Origin of the sequence: Vulcanococcus sp. Clear-D1, assembly GCF_014654725.1 — a bacterium.
In the GTDB taxonomy this organism is placed as follows: Bacteria; Cyanobacteriota; Cyanobacteriia; order PCC-6307; family Cyanobiaceae; genus Vulcanococcus.
This window is the reverse complement of record NZ_JACVZV010000039.1, coordinates 84,638-102,005: the sequence shown is the minus strand read 5'-3', so window position 1 is coordinate 102,005 and position 17,368 is coordinate 84,638. Positions and strand designations below refer to the sequence as shown.

Annotated in this window: 20 protein-coding genes; 10 read left to right on the top strand and 10 right to left on the bottom strand. The window is 64.1% G+C overall.

The annotated features are described in order from the left end of the window. Positions 1 to 8 precede the first annotated feature (8 nt). The gene (locus tag H9532_RS15875; protein ID WP_296370364.1) at positions 9 to 944 is read left to right on the top strand and encodes an alpha/beta fold hydrolase; all 936 of its coding nucleotides are present in this window, start codon (positions 9 to 11) and stop codon (positions 942 to 944) included. On the opposite strand, the gene H9532_RS15870 is transcribed toward H9532_RS15875, so the two are convergent. Both H9532_RS15870 and pds read right to left on the bottom strand, forming a co-directional pair. Continuing rightward, positions 941 to 1,864 (bottom strand): phytoene synthase, encoded by a 924-nt coding sequence (locus H9532_RS15870; protein WP_296370362.1) that lies wholly within the window; start codon positions 1,862 to 1,864, stop codon positions 941 to 943. The two genes, H9532_RS15875 and H9532_RS15870, sit on opposite strands and share 4 nt — an antisense overlap. Before the next feature lie 4 nt (positions 1,865 to 1,868). Further along, positions 1,869 to 3,257, bottom strand: a complete 1,389-nt coding sequence (pds, locus tag H9532_RS15865; RefSeq protein ID WP_296370360.1) for a 15-cis-phytoene desaturase — start codon at positions 3,255 to 3,257, stop codon at positions 1,869 to 1,871. Positions 3,258 to 3,439: 182 nt separating this feature from the next. Here pds and H9532_RS15860 point away from each other — a divergent pair, with 182 nt between their 5' ends. Both H9532_RS15860 and H9532_RS15855 read left to right on the top strand, forming a co-directional pair. Continuing rightward, positions 3,440 to 3,787, top strand: coding sequence for an NAD(P)H-quinone oxidoreductase subunit M (locus tag H9532_RS15860; protein ID WP_296370357.1), 348 nt, complete (start codon positions 3,440 to 3,442; stop codon positions 3,785 to 3,787). Positions 3,788 to 3,882: 95 nt separating this feature from the next. Then, positions 3,883 to 4,440, top strand: a complete 558-nt coding sequence (locus tag H9532_RS15855) for a DUF3172 domain-containing protein (protein ID WP_296370411.1) — start codon at positions 3,883 to 3,885, stop codon at positions 4,438 to 4,440. Here the strand turns inward: H9532_RS15855 and H9532_RS15850 are convergent. After that, complete coding sequence (locus H9532_RS15850; protein WP_296370355.1) at positions 4,431 to 5,426, bottom strand: LysR family transcriptional regulator; 996 nt, start codon at positions 5,424 to 5,426, stop codon at positions 4,431 to 4,433. The two genes, H9532_RS15855 and H9532_RS15850, sit on opposite strands and share 10 nt — an antisense overlap. Positions 5,427 to 5,567: 141 nt before the next feature. Between H9532_RS15850 and H9532_RS15845 the strand changes: the two genes are divergently transcribed. From H9532_RS15845 to H9532_RS15820, 6 genes are all read left to right on the top strand, one after another. Then, positions 5,568 to 6,269 carry an NnrU family protein gene (locus H9532_RS15845; protein ID WP_296370410.1) on the top strand — a complete coding sequence of 234 codons (702 nt, stop codon included), beginning with the start codon at positions 5,568 to 5,570 and terminating at the stop codon, positions 6,267 to 6,269. Positions 6,270 to 6,316: 47 nt separating this feature from the next. Then, positions 6,317 to 8,329: an NAD(P)H-quinone oxidoreductase subunit 5 gene (locus H9532_RS15840; protein WP_296370353.1), complete on the top strand. Its 2,013-nt coding sequence runs from the start codon at positions 6,317 to 6,319 to the stop codon at positions 8,327 to 8,329. A gap of 337 nt (positions 8,330 to 8,666) precedes the next feature. Further along, a complete protein-coding gene (locus H9532_RS15835) occupies positions 8,667 to 10,274 on the top strand; it encodes an NAD(P)H-quinone oxidoreductase subunit 4 (RefSeq protein ID WP_296370408.1) in 1,608 nt (535 codons plus the stop codon). 87 nt (positions 10,275 to 10,361) lie between these two features. Next, complete coding sequence (locus H9532_RS15830; RefSeq protein ID WP_296370350.1) at positions 10,362 to 10,721, top strand: lipopolysaccharide assembly protein LapA domain-containing protein; 360 nt, start codon at positions 10,362 to 10,364, stop codon at positions 10,719 to 10,721. A 64-nt stretch (positions 10,722 to 10,785) separates the two neighbouring features. Next, positions 10,786 to 11,667, top strand: coding sequence for a segregation/condensation protein A (locus tag H9532_RS15825; RefSeq protein ID WP_296370348.1), 882 nt, complete (start codon positions 10,786 to 10,788; stop codon positions 11,665 to 11,667). Positions 11,668 to 11,713: 46 nt separating this feature from the next. Further along, positions 11,714 to 12,895: an NDP-sugar synthase gene (locus H9532_RS15820; protein ID WP_296370346.1), complete on the top strand. Its 1,182-nt coding sequence runs from the start codon at positions 11,714 to 11,716 to the stop codon at positions 12,893 to 12,895. Here the strand turns inward: H9532_RS15820 and H9532_RS15815 are convergent. Next, positions 12,879 to 13,763 (bottom strand): methylenetetrahydrofolate reductase, encoded by an 885-nt coding sequence (locus tag H9532_RS15815; protein WP_296370345.1) that lies wholly within the window; start codon positions 13,761 to 13,763, stop codon positions 12,879 to 12,881. The genes H9532_RS15820 and H9532_RS15815 overlap by 17 nt on opposite strands. 121 nt (positions 13,764 to 13,884) lie before the next feature. Here H9532_RS15815 and H9532_RS15810 point away from each other — a divergent pair, with 121 nt between their 5' ends. Then, a complete protein-coding gene (locus H9532_RS15810; RefSeq protein WP_296370342.1) occupies positions 13,885 to 14,127 on the top strand; it encodes a response regulator transcription factor in 243 nt (80 codons plus the stop codon). On the opposite strand, the gene H9532_RS15805 is transcribed toward H9532_RS15810, so the two are convergent. From H9532_RS15805 to ndhI, 6 genes are read right to left on the bottom strand one after another with little or no spacing between them, the layout of a single operon-like run. Next, on the bottom strand, positions 14,106 to 14,279 hold the full coding sequence (locus tag H9532_RS15805; protein WP_296370340.1) for a hypothetical protein: 174 nt from the start codon (positions 14,277 to 14,279) through the stop codon (positions 14,106 to 14,108). The two genes, H9532_RS15810 and H9532_RS15805, sit on opposite strands and share 22 nt — an antisense overlap. A gap of 28 nt (positions 14,280 to 14,307) precedes the next feature. Next, positions 14,308 to 14,826 carry a CYTH domain-containing protein gene (locus tag H9532_RS15800; protein WP_296370338.1) on the bottom strand — a complete coding sequence of 173 codons (519 nt, stop codon included), beginning with the start codon at positions 14,824 to 14,826 and terminating at the stop codon, positions 14,308 to 14,310. A 30-nt stretch (positions 14,827 to 14,856) separates the two neighbouring features. After that, positions 14,857 to 15,768: an NAD(+) kinase gene (locus H9532_RS15795; protein ID WP_296370336.1), complete on the bottom strand. Its 912-nt coding sequence runs from the start codon at positions 15,766 to 15,768 to the stop codon at positions 14,857 to 14,859. A gap of 27 nt (positions 15,769 to 15,795) precedes the next feature. Beyond that, positions 15,796 to 16,125, bottom strand: a complete 330-nt coding sequence (gene nuoK / locus H9532_RS15790; protein WP_010305104.1) for an NADH-quinone oxidoreductase subunit NuoK — start codon at positions 16,123 to 16,125, stop codon at positions 15,796 to 15,798. Next, entirely contained in the window at positions 16,125 to 16,724 is a 600-nt protein-coding gene (locus tag H9532_RS15785; RefSeq protein ID WP_296370330.1) for an NADH-quinone oxidoreductase subunit J, read from the bottom strand. Before H9532_RS15785 ends, nuoK begins: the two co-directional genes overlap by 1 nt. Next, a complete protein-coding gene (gene ndhI, locus H9532_RS15780; protein ID WP_296370328.1) occupies positions 16,724 to 17,359 on the bottom strand; it encodes an NAD(P)H-quinone oxidoreductase subunit I in 636 nt (211 codons plus the stop codon). The genes H9532_RS15785 and ndhI overlap by 1 nt, the downstream gene beginning before the upstream one ends. Positions 17,360 to 17,368: the final 9 nt, after the last annotated feature.

Genomic DNA, 17,368 nt, shown 5'->3' with positions numbered 1-17,368 from the left:
GCTGAACCATGGAGGAGCAGTGCTGGAGTTGGCGCGGCTTCTCCATCAGCTACACCTGCGTTAAAACCCAAGCGAACGGCTCTTCCTCCGGGAGAGCCGTTCTTTGTGTCCACGGCTTCGGTGCCTCCAAAGGGCATTGGCGCCACAACCTGGCTCCTTTGAGCAGCGAGGCGACGGTTTACGCCATCGATCTCCTCGGCTTTGGCAACAGCAGCAAGCCGATCTCCTGCCTCGAGGGAGAACCCCTGGTTCCCACAGGAGTGCGCTATGGCTTCGATCTCTGGGCGGAGCAGGTGCGCGATTTCTGCCTCGAGGTGATCGGCATCGGCGATGAGATCGACCTACAACTGATCGGCAACTCGATCGGTGGTGTGGTGGCGCTGAATGCCACACGGCTGCTGCAAGAGATTCACCAAGAACCGCAGCAGGTAATCCTGATCGACTGTGCCCAGCGTGAACTCGATCTCAAGCGACTGGACACTCAACCCTGGCCGGCCCGCCTCACGAGGCCGCTCGTAATGGCGGTGGTGCGGCAGCGCTGGTTGATCAACAGCCTGTTTCAGGTGCTGGCGCGGCCTGCCTTCGTGCGCGGCGTGCTGCAGCAGGCCTATCCCAGCGGCCACAACGTGGATCAGGAGCTGGTGGATCTATTGCTCCGCCCCAGCCGGCAGCCGGGCGCTACCGAAAGCTTCCGCGGGTTCGTGAATCTGTTCAACGACTGGTTGGCTCCCCAGTTGCTGGAACAGCTGCGGGTGCCCGTGCGCCTGCTCTGGGGCGCTCAGGATCCATGGGAACCCCTGGAGGAAGCACAGCGATGGAGGGAGGCCCATGCCTGCATTCAGGAGCTCACCGTGCTGGAAGGGCTCGGCCACTGCCCCCACGACGAATCACCCGAGCAGGTGAATCCCATCCTGTTGCATTGGCTCCAACTGGGCTGGCGTTAACGCGCTTGAGCGATCACAAACGAGCGGGGTAAATCGAGGAACTTTCCGGAGGTGGGCACATAGGCGCGGTGATTGAAGACGTCGTAATCCAGCTCTTCAATCACATCGAGAATGCCGCGATACAGGCGAAGTGAAGCCCACACCGGCCAGCGCGCATCCGGGGCCAGCCAGCGCACACCCGCCTCCGATCGAGCGAACCAATCCCGCGCCCGCTTCAACTGAAAGCGCATCAATTCGCGCCAACTGTCGTTCAGAGTGCCGGCCATCAGCTCGTCTTCGCTGTAACCGAAACGCTCGAGATCTTCCTGCGGCAGATAAATGCGTCCGCGGCCACGATCTTCACCCACATCGCGCAGGATGTTGGTGAGTTGATTGGCAATGCCAAGCGCCACCGCAGCTTCACTGGTGTCAGGGGGATGGCTCCAGGGGGCGGAGGTGTAGGCCGGATCGATGCCCATCACCTCCTGGGTCATCAGCCCCACCGTGCCTGCCACCCGGTAGCAGTAGAGCTTCAGCTGCTCAAACGTGGCATAGCGATGGGTGGTGAGATCCATGCGCATGCCCTCGATCATGTCGAGATAGGGCTCGATCGGCTGGGGGTAACGCTCGATCGTGTCAGCCATCACCCGATCCAGGCCATCGCGCACGGTGCCTTCAAACAGATCGCGGGTGCGCTGCTCCCAGACATCGAGGCGCTCGGCCAGTTCAGCCTCGGGGCGGGTCATCGCCTCGGGGCTATCCATCAACTCATCGGTGCGGCGACACCACACATAAATGGCCCAGATCGCCCGGCGCTTGGCCGGGGGCATCAACAGGGTGCCGAGGTAGAAGGTTTTGGCCCACTCGGCGGTTTCCTGCCGGCAGGCCTCGTAGGCCTCCTCTAAGGAAGGAATCTCCGTCGGGGCAGCAGCCAACGACACCAGCTCAGGCCGCCACAGGCACCGGAGCAGCCGCCACGGCTTGAGCGCAGAGCTTGCCGCTCAGCACCGCGCCTTCCATCGAGGCCAGGTAGCGCTGCATGGTGTAGTCACCGGCGAGGAAGAAGTTGGGGATCGGGGAGGTTTGATCCGGGCGCAGCTGCTGGCAGCCGGGCACAGTTTTGTAGACCGACAGCGGTGTTTTCACCACGATCGACTTACGGAGCTGAGCCTGATTGTCGCCGGTGAAGTGCATCGGGAAGAGGCGCTTCAGCTCCTCCATCGTGGCGGCCACAATGTCTTCATCGCTGCGGCCGATCCAATCCTTGGCGGGAGCAAAGACCAGCTCGAGCATAGAGCGCTCGGGATCTTCGTATTCCTTGCAGGTGTTGCTCATGTCGGCATACACGCTGAGCAGGGGGCTACGGCTGAACAGCAGGTGATCGATCTCGGTGAGCTTGCGATCAAACCAAAGGTGAATGTTGATCACCGGCACGCCGTTGAGGCCATCGAGCTTCTTGAAGTAGGGCATCTCCTTCCAGGGCTCCGGCAGCAGCAGCTTGAACGGATCCACCGGCAGGGCGCTCACATAAGCATCGGCATGCAGGGTGTAGCCCTCCTTGCCCTTGATGCCACCGATGCGGAAGCCGCTGACACTGCCATCGGGATTGAGCTCGATCTCCCGAAGCGGCGAATCGAGATGCACTTCGCCGCCACGCTCGGTGACGTAATCCACGATTGGCTGGCACAGCCGCTGAGGTGGGTTGCCATCGAGGAAGGCCATCTTCGAACCATCACCCTCCTGCAGGAAGCGGTTCAGGGCGGTGAGCACCACGGTGCTGGAGATCTCATCGGGATCGATAAAGTTCAACGCCTTGGCCATGGCGATGAACACCTCATCGTTCACGCGCTCGGGGATGTTGTGCAGCTTCAGCCACTCCGTCCAGGAGTATTGATCGCACTCCTCCACGTATTGCTGACCGCGCAGCATCGCCGGCACCAGGCCCAGGCCGAAGGAAATCTTCTCCGGCCAGGTGAGCATGTCGTTATTGCCCAGAATCGCCGCCACGCCGTTGAACGGTGCCGGGATATCGGGGAAATCAAAGCGGCTGTAGGTGCCCGGCGTTTCCTTCTGGTTGAAGATCATCGAATGGCTCTTCCACTGGAGCCGGTCTTCGATGTTCAACTCCTTGAAGAGCTGCCGCATGTTGCGGTAGGCGCCGAAGAAAATGTGCAAACCGGTTTCGTACCAGTCGCCGTCTTCGTCTTGCCAGGCCGCCACCTTGCCGCCGAGCACGTCGCGGGCTTCGACCACCACCGGGGTGTGACCGGCGTCGCAGAGGTACTTGGCACAGGCCAGACCGGCCAGACCAGCACCAGCGATGGCGACGCGCATGGAAACCCCTGAATCAGCAGACAACCTTAAGGGGGCTGATGCATGGGTGCTGAGCCAACCTGCCTGAGCCAAACCCCAGCCAGCCGGCTCGCGGCCGGTGCTTGACCGGACGGCGCGAAGGCTTTCTAAAGTCAACCAAGCCGGTCCTTGGGTCTGCCGGCCTGCGCTGCCCCGCCCGCCCCATGGCCGAAACACTGCTCAAAGCCACCACCCGCCACGTGCGGATCTTCACGGCCCGCGTGGAGAACGCGCAGCTGGTGTTCGACCCGAACCAGCTCACGCTGGATCTCGACCCCGACAACGAATTCATCTGGGACCCGTCCAGCCAAGAGGCCGTGCAACAACGTTTCCGTGAGCTCGTGGAAGCCCATGCCGGCCAGGATCTCAACGACTACAACCTGCGCCGCATCGGCTCTGAACTGGAGGGCAAGATCCGCGAGCTGCTCCAGGCAGGAGCCCTTCGCTACAACCCCGATTGCCGGGTGCTGAACTACTCCATGGGCCTGCCGCAGGCCCCCCAGAGCGCATGACCCGATCCCGCAGCAGCCGCGGCTACGACGACGACCGTTACGGCTATCCGGAGGAGCGTCGCGGCCGGCCCAGCCGCGGGCGCGACCCCTACGACATGCCGCGGCGAGGGGGCGGCTCCGCCGGGGGATCCAGCGGCGGTTCTGGCGGTGGCCCAGGTGGCGGCGGCTTTCAGTTCAACGTGGCCAGCGGCGCGATCCTGGCCGGCGTGTTGGTGGTGGGGATCGGCATCGGCACGGGTATTTCCAGCACCACCCAGGGCGATCAGGGCAACATCGCCAGCTCCCAGCAGCTCGACATGGCGGTGCCGGATCCCGAGTTCTGCCGCCAGTGGGGCGCCAGTGCCTTCGTGATGGACATCGAGCTGTACACCACGATGAACCCCAGCAGCAGCTTCGTGACGCAACCCGCTCTGAAGCCGGGCTGCGTGATTCGCCGAGAGAACTGGAGTGTTCTCCAGAAGGAAGGCGCTGTCACCGCCGAACAGATGCGTCAGTGCAAGCAGCGGATGAACACCTTTGCCTACATCGGTTCGGTGAAAGACAAACCGATCGTTCGCTGCGTTTATCAGACCGACACCAGCGAGAACAAATTCCTCACCAAGGGCGTCGCTGACGACACCGTGGGCATCACCCCGGAAGCCGATCAGTTCTGATCGTCGCCTCCGGGCTCGGAGCTCGGAGGCTGGTTCTGCAGCAAGGGTCGGCGCAGGGGGCTATCGGGGCTGGCGAACACGGGCAGCACTTCCTTGCGGAAGGCGTCGGCGGCGCGTGAGCAATAGCGCGAGGGATGGCTGATCAACTTCAGCTGCCGCCGCACCGACAGATCCGCCAAGGCCGGGCGATGCAGGCTGCCAGCAGCCAGTTCCCGCTCAATCGACACCACCGGCAGGAAGGCCGCACCCAACCCGCTCTGCACCGCGTTCTTGATGGCCTCAAACGAGTTGAGTTCCATCTCGATCTTCAGGCGTGCCACATCGAGGCCGGAGCGGGCCAGCAGCTGATCCACCATCTTGCGGGTGGTCGACTGGGCATCGAGGCAGACGAAGCCCAGGCGGTAGAGATCGTCTTTGCTGAGCTCCGGCAAGCGAGCCAGAGGATGTTTGGTAGGGAGCACCAGAGCCAGCTCATCGCTGGCATAGGGCACCACCTGAAGCAGCTCATTGAGCTCACTGGGGAGCTCGCCGCCAATGATGGCCAGATCGATCTGACCATTGGCCACGCTCCAGCCGGTGCGCCGGGTGCTGTGCACCTGGAGCTGCACCGCCACCTCCGGGTATTTCTGGCGGAACAGACCAATCATCCGCGGCATCAGATAGGTGCCGGTGGTCTGGCTAGCGCCCACGATCAGCGAGCCGCCCTTGAGGTTGTGGAGATCGTCGAGGGCGCGGCAGGCCTCCTGGCACTGGCTGAGGATCCGATCGCAGTAGCTGAGCAGCAAGTGGCCGGCTTCGGTGAGCTGGGCCTTGCGTCCGCCCCGATCGAACAGCGACACATTGAGCTGCTTCTCCAGGTTCTGGATCTGCAGGCTCACCGCCGGCTGCGTCACATAGAGGCTGTCGGCCGCCTTCTTGAAGCTGCCCTCGCTGGCGATCGCACGCAGGATGCGCAGCTGATCAAGGGTGAAGGGCAGATCAGCCATGCAGGGGGCGCAGGGATGCTGCGGGAAGCAGAACTCTAGGTGCCCTCTCGGGGATCTCCGGCGACTGGGGAGAATCAGCCCACTCCTTGCGCCGCCCGGCCTGTGACTCCCACCAGCGATCTCCACCACAGCAGCTGGGTGATGCTGGCGCTGCTGCTGGGCTTTGCCGTGATCCACAGCGGCGGAGCCTCCCTGCGCTACTGGGGGGTGGATCGCATCGGCGAACGGGCCTGGCGCCTGCTGTTTGCGGCGGTGAGCATCCCTTCTGCCGTGGTGGTGATCGGCTACTTCCTCGCCCACCGCTATGACGGCATCCGGCTCTGGAACCTGCAGGACCAGCCCTGGATCATTCCGCTGGTGTGGATCGGCACCGCCATCAGCTTCCTGTTCCTCTATCCAGCTACCTACAACCTGCTGGAGATTCCAGCGGTGCTGAAACCGCAGGTGCGGATGTATGCCACCGGGATCATCCGCGTCAGCCGCCATCCCCAGGCGATTGGCCAGATCCTCTGGTGCTGCACCCACCTGCTCTGGATCGGCAGCAGCTTCATGGTGGCCACCTGCGCCGGCCTGATCGCCCATCACCTGTTTGCGATCTGGAACGGCGATCGACGCCTGGCCAATCGCTTCGGAACGGCCTTCGAGGACCTGCGGGCGAGCACCTCGGTGATTCCGTTCAAAGCCGTGCTCGATGGACGGCAGCAGCTGCAGCTGGGCGAGTTCCTGCGTCCAGCCCAGTTGGGCATCGCCATTGCGGTGGGCGTGTTCTGGTGGGCTCATCGCTTCATTGGTAGCGGTGCCACAGCCTTCAGCCGCACCGGGCTGGCCCACTGGCTGGGATAAAGCGCCCGTTGCGCTGCCTACACTCGCCCTGATTGCACCAGCACCGGATGCCCTCGCCTGCCGAACTCGCCTGGCTCATTCCGGTCTTGCCCTTGATCGGGGCAGCGGTGGTGGGCCTTAGCCTGATCAGTTTCAACCGCACGGTGAACCGGTTGCGAAAACCGGTGGCGGTGCTGCTGATCACCAGTGTGGGCGCTGCCGCAGTGCTCAGCTATGCGGTGCTCGCCCAGCAACTGGCGGGGGCAGGCCCCACCGAAGTGCTGTTCAACTGGGCCAGCGCCGGCGCCTTCACCCTGGAGATGGGGTTCCGGGTGGATGCCCTCGGGGCCGTGATGCTGGCTCTGGTCACCACCATCGCCGTGCTGGTGATGGTCTATTCCGATGGCTACATGGCCCACGACAAGGGCTATGTGCGCTTTTTCACCTACCTGGCCCTGTTCAGCAGCTCGATGCTGGGCCTGGTGATCAGCCCCAACCTCCTGCAGATCTACGTGTTCTGGGAGCTGGTGGGCATGTGCTCCTACCTGCTGGTGGGCTTCTGGTACGACCGCGATGGCGCCGCCAATGCCGCCCAGAAGGCCTTTGTGGTGAACCGCGTGGGCGACTTCGGCCTGCTGCTGGGCATTCTTGGCTTGTTCTGGGCCACGGGCAGCTTCGGCTTTGAGCAGGTGGGCACAGGCCTGCAGGCAGCAATCGCCAACGGCAGCGTGTCGAACGGCATCGCCGTACTGCTCTGCCTGCTGGTGTTCATGGGCCCGATGGCCAAATCGGCCCAGTTCCCGCTGCACGTGTGGCTGCCCGATGCCATGGAGGGCCCCACGCCGATCTCGGCGCTGATCCACGCCGCCACCATGGTGGCCGCCGGCGTGTTCCTGGTGGCACGGCTCCAACCTGTGTATGTGCCTTTCCCGGAGGTGCAGGTGGTGATTGCCGTGATCGGCACGATCACGCTGTTCCTGGGGGCCTCGATCGCCCTCACCCAGATGGATCTGAAGAAGGGCCTGGCCTACAGCACCGTGAGCCAGCTCGGTTACATGATGCTGGCGATGGGCTGCGGCGCCCCGGTGGCCGGCATGTTCCACCTGGTGACCCACGCCTTCTTCAAGGCAATGCTCTTCCTGGGCTCCGGCTCGGTGATCCACGCCATGGAAGAGGTGGTGGGCCATGAGGCGGTGCTCGCCCAGGACATGCGCCTGATGGGCGGCCTGCGCAAGCACATGCCGATCACCAGCAGCACCTTCTTCATTGGCTGCCTGGCCATCAGCGGCATCCCGCCACTGGCCGGCTTCTGGAGCAAAGATGAGATCCTCGGCCAGGCCTTCGGCAGCTTCCCGGTTCTCTGGGCAGCCGGCTTCATCACCGCCGGCATGACCGCCTTCTACATGTTCCGGCTCTACTTCCTCACGTTTGAGGGCAGCTTCCGCGGCAACGACAAGGCCATGCAGGCGCAGCTGATGGCCGCCGCCGGCAAGGGCTCTGATGAGCACGGCGATGACCACGGCCACGCCCATGCCGAGCATCCCCATGAATCCGGCTGGCAGATGGCCATGCCACTGGCCGTGCTGGCGGTGCCTTCCGTGCTGGTGGGCCTGCTGGGTGTGCCCTGGAACAGCCGCTTCGGCTACCTCTTGGATCCCCATGAGGCCGCCAAGGTGGCCGAGCACTTCAGCTGGGGTGAATTCCTACCGCTAGCCGGCGCCTCCGTGGCGATCTCGGTGGTGGGCATCAGCGTGGCCGTGCTCGCCTACGCCCTGCGCAAGATCGATCTGGGCACCGCCGTCGCGGCGCGCTTCCCCACGATCAACGCCTTCCTGGCCAACAAGTGGTATCTCGATGCCATCAACGACAAGCTGTTCGTGCAGGGCAGCCGCAAGCTGGCCCGCTCCGTGCTGGAAGTGGATTCCAAGGTGGTCGACGGCGTGGTGAACCTCACCGGCCTGGTCACCCTGGGCAGCGGCGAAGGCCTCAAATACTTCGAAACCGGCCGCGCCCAGTTCTATGCGCTGATCGTGTTCGGCGGCGTCATCGCACTGGTGGTGCTGTTCGGCGCCCTTGGGTGAGGTCTGAGGCGTTGGCCTTCCGCTGGCTGCCGCTCGCGCTTCGCGCGGCGGATGCCAGCGGAAGGCCAACGCCTCAGACACCCATGGGAGGAGGCACACCAAGAGCTACGCCGGCCGCGGCAAGGGTGCAGCCGCCAGCTCCTGCGCCCACTCTCGGGGGGCCAGGGGTGTGTTCCCGGGGCGCTGTCCGCCCCCAGCGGTGAGCGCCCCGGGAACACACCCCTGGCCACAACGCTCTGTGTGACATCCGCCACGCCACCGATGCAGCAGCGGAAGTGATTTCTACACTCCGCCCAGAGCTGTTGCCCCGTCTGTGCATCTGGATGTCGCCACGCTCCTGGCTGCCGCTGCAGACCAGGGCAGCAGCACAGCTTTTCCCTGGTTGAGTGCGTCGATCCTGTTCCCGATCGGCGCGGCGCTCTGCATCCCGTTTGTGCCCGACAACGGCGATGGCAAACAGGTGCGCTGGTTTGCCCTGGGCATCGCCCTGATCACCTTCCTGCTCACGGTGGGCGGGTACCTCAACGGCTACGACCCCAGCAACCCTGATCTGCAGCTGGTGGAGAAGGTGAGCTGGCTGCCCGATCTCGGCCTGGAGTGGTCGGTGGGGGCTGACGGCATCTCGATGCCGTTGATCTTGCTCACCTCCTTCATCACCGCACTGGCGGTGCTGGCCGCCTGGCCGGTGAGCTTCAAACCGAAGCTGTTCTATTTCCTGCTGTTAGCCATGGATGGCGGCCAGATCGCCGTGTTCGCTGTGCAGGACATGCTCCTGTTCTTCCTTGCCTGGGAGCTGGAACTGATCCCGGTGTATCTGCTGCTGGCGATCTGGGGCGGCAAGAAGCGGCAATACGCCGCCACCAAATTCATCCTCTACACGGCCGGTAGCTCGCTGTTCATCCTGCTTGCGGGCCTGGCGATGGCCTTCTACGGCGGCGACATCAGCTTCAACTACACGGATCTGATGGCCAAGGGCTTCTCGGTGAAGTTCCAGCTGCTCGCCTACGCCGGCCTGCTAATCGCTTTCGGGGTGAAGCTGCCGATCGTGCCGCTGCACACCTGGCTGCCGGATGCCCACGGTGAAGCCACCGCGCCGGTGCACATGCTGCTGGCGGGGATCTTGCTGAAGATGGGCGGCTACGCCCTGCTGCGCTTCAACTGCCAGATCCTGCCCGATGGCCACGCGGTGTTTGCCCCACTGCTGGTGGTGCTCGGCGTGGTGAACATCATTTACGCGGCGCTCACCTCCTTCGCCCAGCGCAACCTCAAACGCAAGATCGCCTACAGCTCGATCAGCCACATGGGTTTTGTGCTGATCGGCATCGGCAGCTTCAGTGCTCTTGGCTCCAGCGGCGCCATGCTGCAAATGATCAGCCACGGCCTGATCGGCGCCTCGCTGTTCTTCCTGGTGGGCGCCACCTACGACCGCACCCACACCCTGCAGCTCGATGAGATGGGCGGCGTGGGCCAGAAGATGCGCAAGATGTTCGCCCTCTGGACCGTGTGCTCCCTGGCGTCTCTGGCGCTGCCGGGCATGAGCGGCTTCGTGAGCGAACTGATGGTGTTTGTGGGCTTCGCCACCGACGACGCCTACACCCTTCCCTTCCGAGTGGCGATCGACGGCCTGGCCGCCATTGGCGTGATCCTCACGCCGATCTACCTGCTCTCGATGCTGCGCGAAATCTTCTACGGGAAGGAGAAAGCTGAGCTCGTGGGCCACACAAACCTGGTGGATGCCGAGCCGCGCGAGATCTACATCATTGGCTGCCTGCTGGTGCCGATCATCGGGATCGGGCTCTATCCCCGCCTGATGACCGACAGCTACAAGGCCACCATGGAAGTGCTTGTGGCCAAGGACGAACGGGCCATGAAAGCGATGAATGCCCCCGCCGGGTCCGGTCTGATCCGTCAGGCGCCGCTGAGAGCTCCAGCGCTGGCTGGGTAACAAAGCCTTCAGGCTGCCGAATGGGCTGGTGCGGATCTCAAGGATCTACGTAATCTTCGAGCTCAAGCTCTTGGTGCATCCCGACCGATGAAGCAGCTGAACTTCCTGCTGATCTTCAGCTTCGGCCTGGCCATGGTGATGTTCACCCTTGAGAACACCTCCCCCACCACGGTGCAGTTCTTACCGGGCCTGAGCGCCACCCTGCCCCTGGCAGCGCTGTTGCTGCTGGTGGGTGGCATCGGTGCCACTGCCGCCTGGGTGTTCGCGGTGTGGACCGGCGTGGTGAAGCGGGTGGAGAGCCAGGTCAACCCCGGCGAGGTGGAAGCGCAACAGGTGCGCATCCGCGAGCTGGAAGAAGACGTACAGCGCTACCGCGCCGCCGTGGATGCCCAACTGGGGCTGCTGCCGGCCGCCGGGGAGAGCTCAGCACAAAGCGAAGCAGCCTGAAGGCAGCTCTGGCCTGGCTTTTCAGGCTTCGAGCCGATAGGGTCGGGTGAGTGCAAGCGGACCCGTGGCCACAGATGGCGCCAGGCTGGCCATCCGCCTGTTGCAAGACGCCGCTGAACGGGGCGACCTCGATCCCTGGGATGTGGATGTGATTGCCGTCGTCGACGGCTTTCTCGATCAGCTGCGTCAGCGCATTGAAGTGCCGCGACTGATGGCGGCCGTGGGGCGCGGCGGCAGCTACGAACAGGATCTGGCTGAAACCAGCGAGGCCTTTCTGGCTGCTTCGATGCTGGTGAGCCTCAAAGCGGAAGTGCTGGAAGCGCAGACCTTCCCGCCCGAACCCCTCGCCGACGACGACTTCAGCTACGACTTTGACGCCGAGGGCCAGGGCTGGCTTCTCAGCCCTGGCGTGGAACTGCCCAGGCGGCCGGAGCGCCACCTGCTGCGCCGGCCCGTCGCGCCACCGCCCTTGCAGCGGCCGGTGACCCTCGGTGAGCTGATCCGCCAACTCGAAGACATCGCCGAACGGCTGGAGCAGGAGGAGGGCCAGCGCAGCAAACGCCAGCGCAGCAAGCGCTACAGCGATCGAGCCGTGATCGAGCAGGTGGCGGCCCTGGCCCACCGCGAGAAGCTGCCGGAAACCACCGCCGCCCTCAGCCAATTCCTGCTGCAGTGGCCGCAATCGCTGGAGTGGACGGGCTTTGAAGCCCTGGTGCAGGCCTGGGCGGCGGTGGCCCCGGAGGATCTCGACAGCGACCGGGTGGGGGTGTTCTGGGCGCTGCTCTTTCTCTGCTCCCAGGGCAAGGTGGAGCTGGAGCAGCAGGGCGGCCTGTTCGGCCCGCTGCAGCTCAAGCGGCTGCTCGATGAGCGAGAGAGTGTGCAATTGCCCCTGCCCGCGGAGCTGGGGTCAGCTCGGGGGCCGGCTCGAGAGCCGCTGGCCGCCTAGACCCTGTGCGTAGGGTGGGCGGACTCACCGAAAGCAGACAGCGCCGATGAAGGCGATGATCCTGGCGGCCGGTAAGGGGACCCGGGTGCGACCGATCACCCACATCGTCCCCAAACCGATGATTCCGATCCTGCAGAAACCCGTGATGGAGTTTCTGCTCGAGTTGCTGCGGGAACACGGCTTCACCGAAATCATGGTGAATGTCTCCCATCTGGCCCAGGAGATCGAGAACTATTTCCGCGATGGCCAGCGCTTCGGCGTGGAGATCGCCTACAGCTTCGAAGGCCGCATTGAAGACGGCCAGCTGATCGGTGATGCCCTCGGCTCGGCAGGTGGGCTCAAGAAGATCCAGACGTTCCAGCGCTTCTTCGACGACACCTTCGTGGTGCTCTGCGGGGATGCCCTGATCGATCTCGACCTGAGCGAAGCCGTGCGCCGCCACAAGGCCAAAGGGGCGATGGCCAGCCTGATCACTAAGCGCGTGCCGCGCGATCAGGTGAGCAGCTATGGCGTGGTGGTGACCGACAACGACGGCCGGGTGCTCTCCTTCCAGGAGAAGCCGGCGGTGGATGAGGCCGCCAGCGACATGATCAATACCGGCATTTACATCTTCGAGCCAGAAGTGCTCGATTACGTACCGGATGGCGTGCCGTTCGACATCGGCTCGGATCTGTTCCCCCGCCTAGTGGCTGACGATGCCGCCTTCTACGCCCTGCCGATGGAATTCGAGTGGGTGGACATCGGCAAGGTGCCCGATTACTGGCAGGCGATCCGCAGCGTGCTGCAGGGACAAGTGCGGCAGGTTCAGATCCCCGGCAAGGAAGTGCGCCCAGGGATCTACGCAGGCCTGAATGTGGCCGCCAACTGGGACAAGATCAACGTGGAAGGCCCCATCTACGTCGGCGGCATGAGCCGGATTGAAGACGGCGCCACCATCATTGGCCCAGCGATGATCGGCCCCAGCTGTCACATCTGCGAGGGAGCGACGATCGATAACTCGATCATCTTCGATTACTCGCGCATCGGTCCAGGTGTGCGTTTAGTGGAGAAGCTGGTCTTCGGCCGCTACTGCGTCGACCGCAACGGCGATCACTTCGATCTGCAAGAAGCAGCGCTCGATTGGCTGATCACCGATGTACGCCGCCAGGATCATGTGAAGCCTTCACCCCAGCAGAAGGCCATGGCCGAACTCCTAGGCACCGATCTGGCGATCAGCAGCGCGAGCTGATCCCAGCTCGCTCCAGGATCAGGGGAATGCGCTCTTCGGCCTTCACGGCCATTAGATGCACCCCCTGGGCAATGCCGGCATACGTCGCCACCTGCTCAGCGGCAATGCTGATGCCCTCATCAGCGGGGTTCGTGGCGGCGGCGAGGCGATCAATGATCGACTGGGGAATGTTGGCGCCGGGCACCACCCGGTTGATGAAGGCGGCGTTCTTCGCCGACTTGAGCAAGAACACCCCTGCCAGCACCGGCAAGCCGATCGGCCCGGTGATCTCCCCCACAAAACGCTTCAGGCACTCCGCATCCATCACCATCTGGGTTTGCAGGAAGCGGGCACCGGCTTGATGCTTGCGAGCAATGCGGCTCTTCAGCCCACTCCAGCTGGGGCTCTGGGGATCGGCGGCGGCTCCAGCAAAGAGCGCCGTGGCCCCATCAGCCAGGGTGCCCCCGATGGGATCCTCGCCACGATTGAACGCCTGCAGCTGCTGGAGCAAACGCACCGATTCGAGCTCATTCACCGGCCGCGCCCCGGGCTGATCACCGGCGCGCACAGGATCGCCGGTGAGGCAGAGCACGTTGCGGATGCCCAGGGCATGGGCACCCAGCAGATCCGCCTGCAGGCCGATGCGGTTGCGGTCGCGGCAGGCGAGTTGCCACACCGGCTCAATGCCCTGATCAAGCAGCAGCCGGCACACCGCCAGGCTGCTCATCCGCATCACGGCGCGGCTGCCATCGGTCACGTTCACCGCGTGAACCCGGCCTTTGAGGGCTCGCGCGTGGGCCATGGTGCTGCTGGCATCACCACCACGGGGTGGCATCACCTCCGCTGTGATGGCGAGGGAGCCCACCTCCAGTGCCTGCTGCAGCCCCAAAACGCCCGTGATCAGATCGGGCCATCATCAACCACCGCCCCGAAGCCACTGGCCTGTCCAGCCGTGCCCTATCAGCCCAGGAGCACCCTCCCTAGAGTGAGCACTCAGCCTTCAGGCGTGGATGGATCTCTCGGAGCGCGAACTGGAGATCATCGACCTGGTGGCCCAGGGGCTCACCAACCAGGAAATCGGCGAGCGGCTGATGATCAGCAAGCGCACCGTGGACAACCACGTGAGCAACGTGTTCACCAAAACCGGTGCAAAGAACCGCGTGGCGTTGCTGAATTGGGCCATGGATCACGGCAAGATCTGCCGTGATGGCTTCAACTGCTGCAATCTGCCTCAGGACGGCAGCGCCGGCTGAACCAGCGCAACGTCCGCGCTGCGTTCATGCACAAGGGATTCCAGGCTGAAGCTGCCCTCCGCTAGGGCGAACAACTCGGCATAGGCCAGGCAATCCGCCAGATCCCGGCCGCTGAAGCGCAACAACCCCTGCTGGTCGTAAAGCCCGAGCACCGGTCTCTGTTCAATTCTTAAGAGAATCCTAAGCCTGCTGCGTCTCCAGGTTCAAGATCCAGGGCTGTTGCTCCTCCGGCTGCCAGAGCTGGAAGGGCCGCTGGGCGAGCGCCGCATTGCTGAAGGCGCCGATGCCGGTGATCTCACAGCTGCACCACGGCGGGATCGCCACCGCCGCCTGCTCACTCTCCAGCTCCACCTCAGCGATCACCAACGGTGCATTCTCCCCAGCAAACACATCCAGAACCCAGTCGCCACCGGGGAGATCGAGCCCATAGCGCTGCTTCAGCACCCGCGCTGCACTACGTTCCAGCAGCGCATCGGCATCCTGCTGCGGGATGGCGTATTCGAATTCGTGGCGCGCAATGCCGCTGGCCGGATATTTGAGCGTGAGCCAGGCCGCACCAAGGCCATCGCTGCGCACGCGCAGGGTGAGGCCATCGGCGGAGCCGGCCAGGTAGCCCTGCTGCAGGTTGCGGCTCCAGCGCACATGCGGGCGCCAGGCTTCGCTGGCCACCAGGAAACGTCGTTCAATCTCTAGGGCCATGGAACTTCGGCGTAACGGGGGCAATGCCGCTCAATTGGGAGAGGGTTCGGAAGCGGTGAGGCTGCCGGCCCAGTGCAGTTTGCGGCTGAGGGTGCGGTAGTAGGAGGGGTTTTGCTCGAGCAGCACCATCAAGGCGTGGTGCGGGGATCGGCGCACGTCGCAGCGATCACCCGGCTCCAGCACGGTGGCGTGGGCGCCGTCGTTCCAAAGGCGCACGCGCCGGCTGGTCTCCCCCAGGGGCCACACGGCCAGCTGGGCCCGGGGCGGCACCACCACGGGCCGGCTGGAGAGGCTCATCGGACAGATCGGATTCACCACGATCGCTTCCACACCTGGATGCAGGATCGGCCCGCCGGCGGCCATCGAGTAGCCCGTGGAGCCCGTGGCGGTGGAAATGATCAAGCCATCGCCGCGGTATTGATCCACCACCTCGCCATCGATCTCCAGCTCCAGCACACAGGTGGGCGACACCTCATCGAGGCCAGGCCTGAAGTAGAAGTCGTTGAGAGCGGCATACACCGCATCGCTGCGGTCGGTGCGGGCCTCGAGCATCATGCGCCGCTCCAGGGCGAAGCGATCGTCGCGCAGGCGCTGCCAGAGATCCTGTTCGCCATCGGGACCGGGGCCCTGGCTGAGCAGCTTGCGCTCGTGGGTGAGGAAGCCGAAGTGCCCCCCCACGTTGAAACACAGGATCGGAACCCCGAGGGGGGCGAGGTGGCGAGCGCCCCCCAGCACCGTGCCATCGCCGCCCAGCACCACGGCCAGATCAGGCGGCCCCCCCTCATCGGCCAATAAGCCTGGGAAGGGATTGGCGCTGGCACCGCTCATCGCCACCGCCACTTTCACACCCTGCGTTCGCAAGGTTTCGGCACTGCGGCGCGCCTGGCGCAGAGCCGCCTGGCTGGCGGCGCGATGGATCAACCAGACGGTGTCAATGCGCATGGCAGGCGAGCAGTGCCCCCAGGCTGGCTACCAACGCAGCAGGTTGAAGCGCTCCATGTCGACCGTCTCACGGTTGCGGTAGAGCGACAGCAGGATCGCCAGGCCCACAGCAGCTTCTGCGGCCGCCACAGTGATCACAAAGATGGTGAACACCTGGCCGCGAATCAGCTGACCATCGAGGTAGCTCGAGAACGCCATCAGGTTGATGTTCACAGCGTTGAGCATCAGCTCAATGCTCATGAGCACGCGCACGGCATTGCGGCTGTTGATCAGACCCCACACGCCGGTGCAGAACAAGATCGCAGCCAGGGCCAGATAGGCCTGGAGGGGAACAGTGGTGGGCAGCTCGAGGTTCATCAGTTGCTCTTCTCCAGCAGCAGGGGGGTGCGGGATTTTTCGATCAGGCCCTGGTCGGCGGGTTCACCGGTGGCGATGTCTGCGGTCATCACATCGCGGCGGGCCAGCACGATGGCACCGATCATCGCCATGAGCAGCAGCACGGAGGCCAGCTCGAAGGGCAGCAGGTAATCGCTGAATAGGTGTTCACCGATCCGGATCGTGGCTTCTTCGCCCACCGGCTCGGGCCCTGGGGTGGCCCAGGGGGTGGTGAAGGCCACGCGCAGCAGCAGCGCGAACAACCCGGCGCAGACAGCACCGGAGAGCAAGCGACGCAGGGCGAGCCCGGGGATGGCGGCCAGATCTTCCTTCTTGTTCACGAGCATGATCGCGAACAGAATCAGCACGTTCACCGCGCCCACATACACAAGCACTTGGGCGGCGGCCACAAAGCTGGCGTTGAGCAGCAGATAGAGGCCTGCCACCGACAGGAACACACCGCCCAGCAGGAAGGCGGAGTACACGATGTTGGGCAGCAGCACCACGCCCAGGGCGCCGATCGCCACCACGGCCGAGAGCACCGTGAAACAGATCAGCTGAGTGGAGGAGGCGATGGTCATCAGGCGTTCTCCTCGCTGGCGGCAGGGGCAGTCTGGTCCTTGGCCGGCTCAGCCTTGGGCAGCGACTCCAGCACCTGAGCGGGCAGCTGACCAGCGCGCGGGCGCTTGGGATCCACACCATGAGGATCCAGCTCGCCCTTGGGCAGATAAGCCAGCTCCCGCAGAGGGACCACCGCCGGATCGCTGGTGACGCTCGTAGGCAGACGGCCCAGGGCCACGTTGTCGTAGTTGAGGCTATGGCGATCGAAGGCGGCCAGCTCGTACTCCTCGGTCATCGAGAGGCAGTTGGTGGGGCAGTACTCCACGCAGTTGCCGCAGAAGATGCACACCCCGAAATCGATCGAGTAGTTGCGCAGCTCCTTCTTCTTGGTGGCTTTGTTCATCACCCAATCCACCACCGGCAGGTTGATCGGGCAGACACGCACACACACCTCACAGGCGATGCACTTATCGAATTCGTAGTGGATCCGGCCCCTGTAGCGCTCCGAGGGAATCAGCTTCTCGTAGGGGTACTGCACCGTGATCGGTCGCCGGCGCAGGTGATCGAACGTGACCGATAGGCCCTGGGTCAGGTAGTTCGCTGCACCCACCGCATCGCGGGTGTAGTCACCGACTTTCTTGAGGAACCCGAACATGAACAGGCG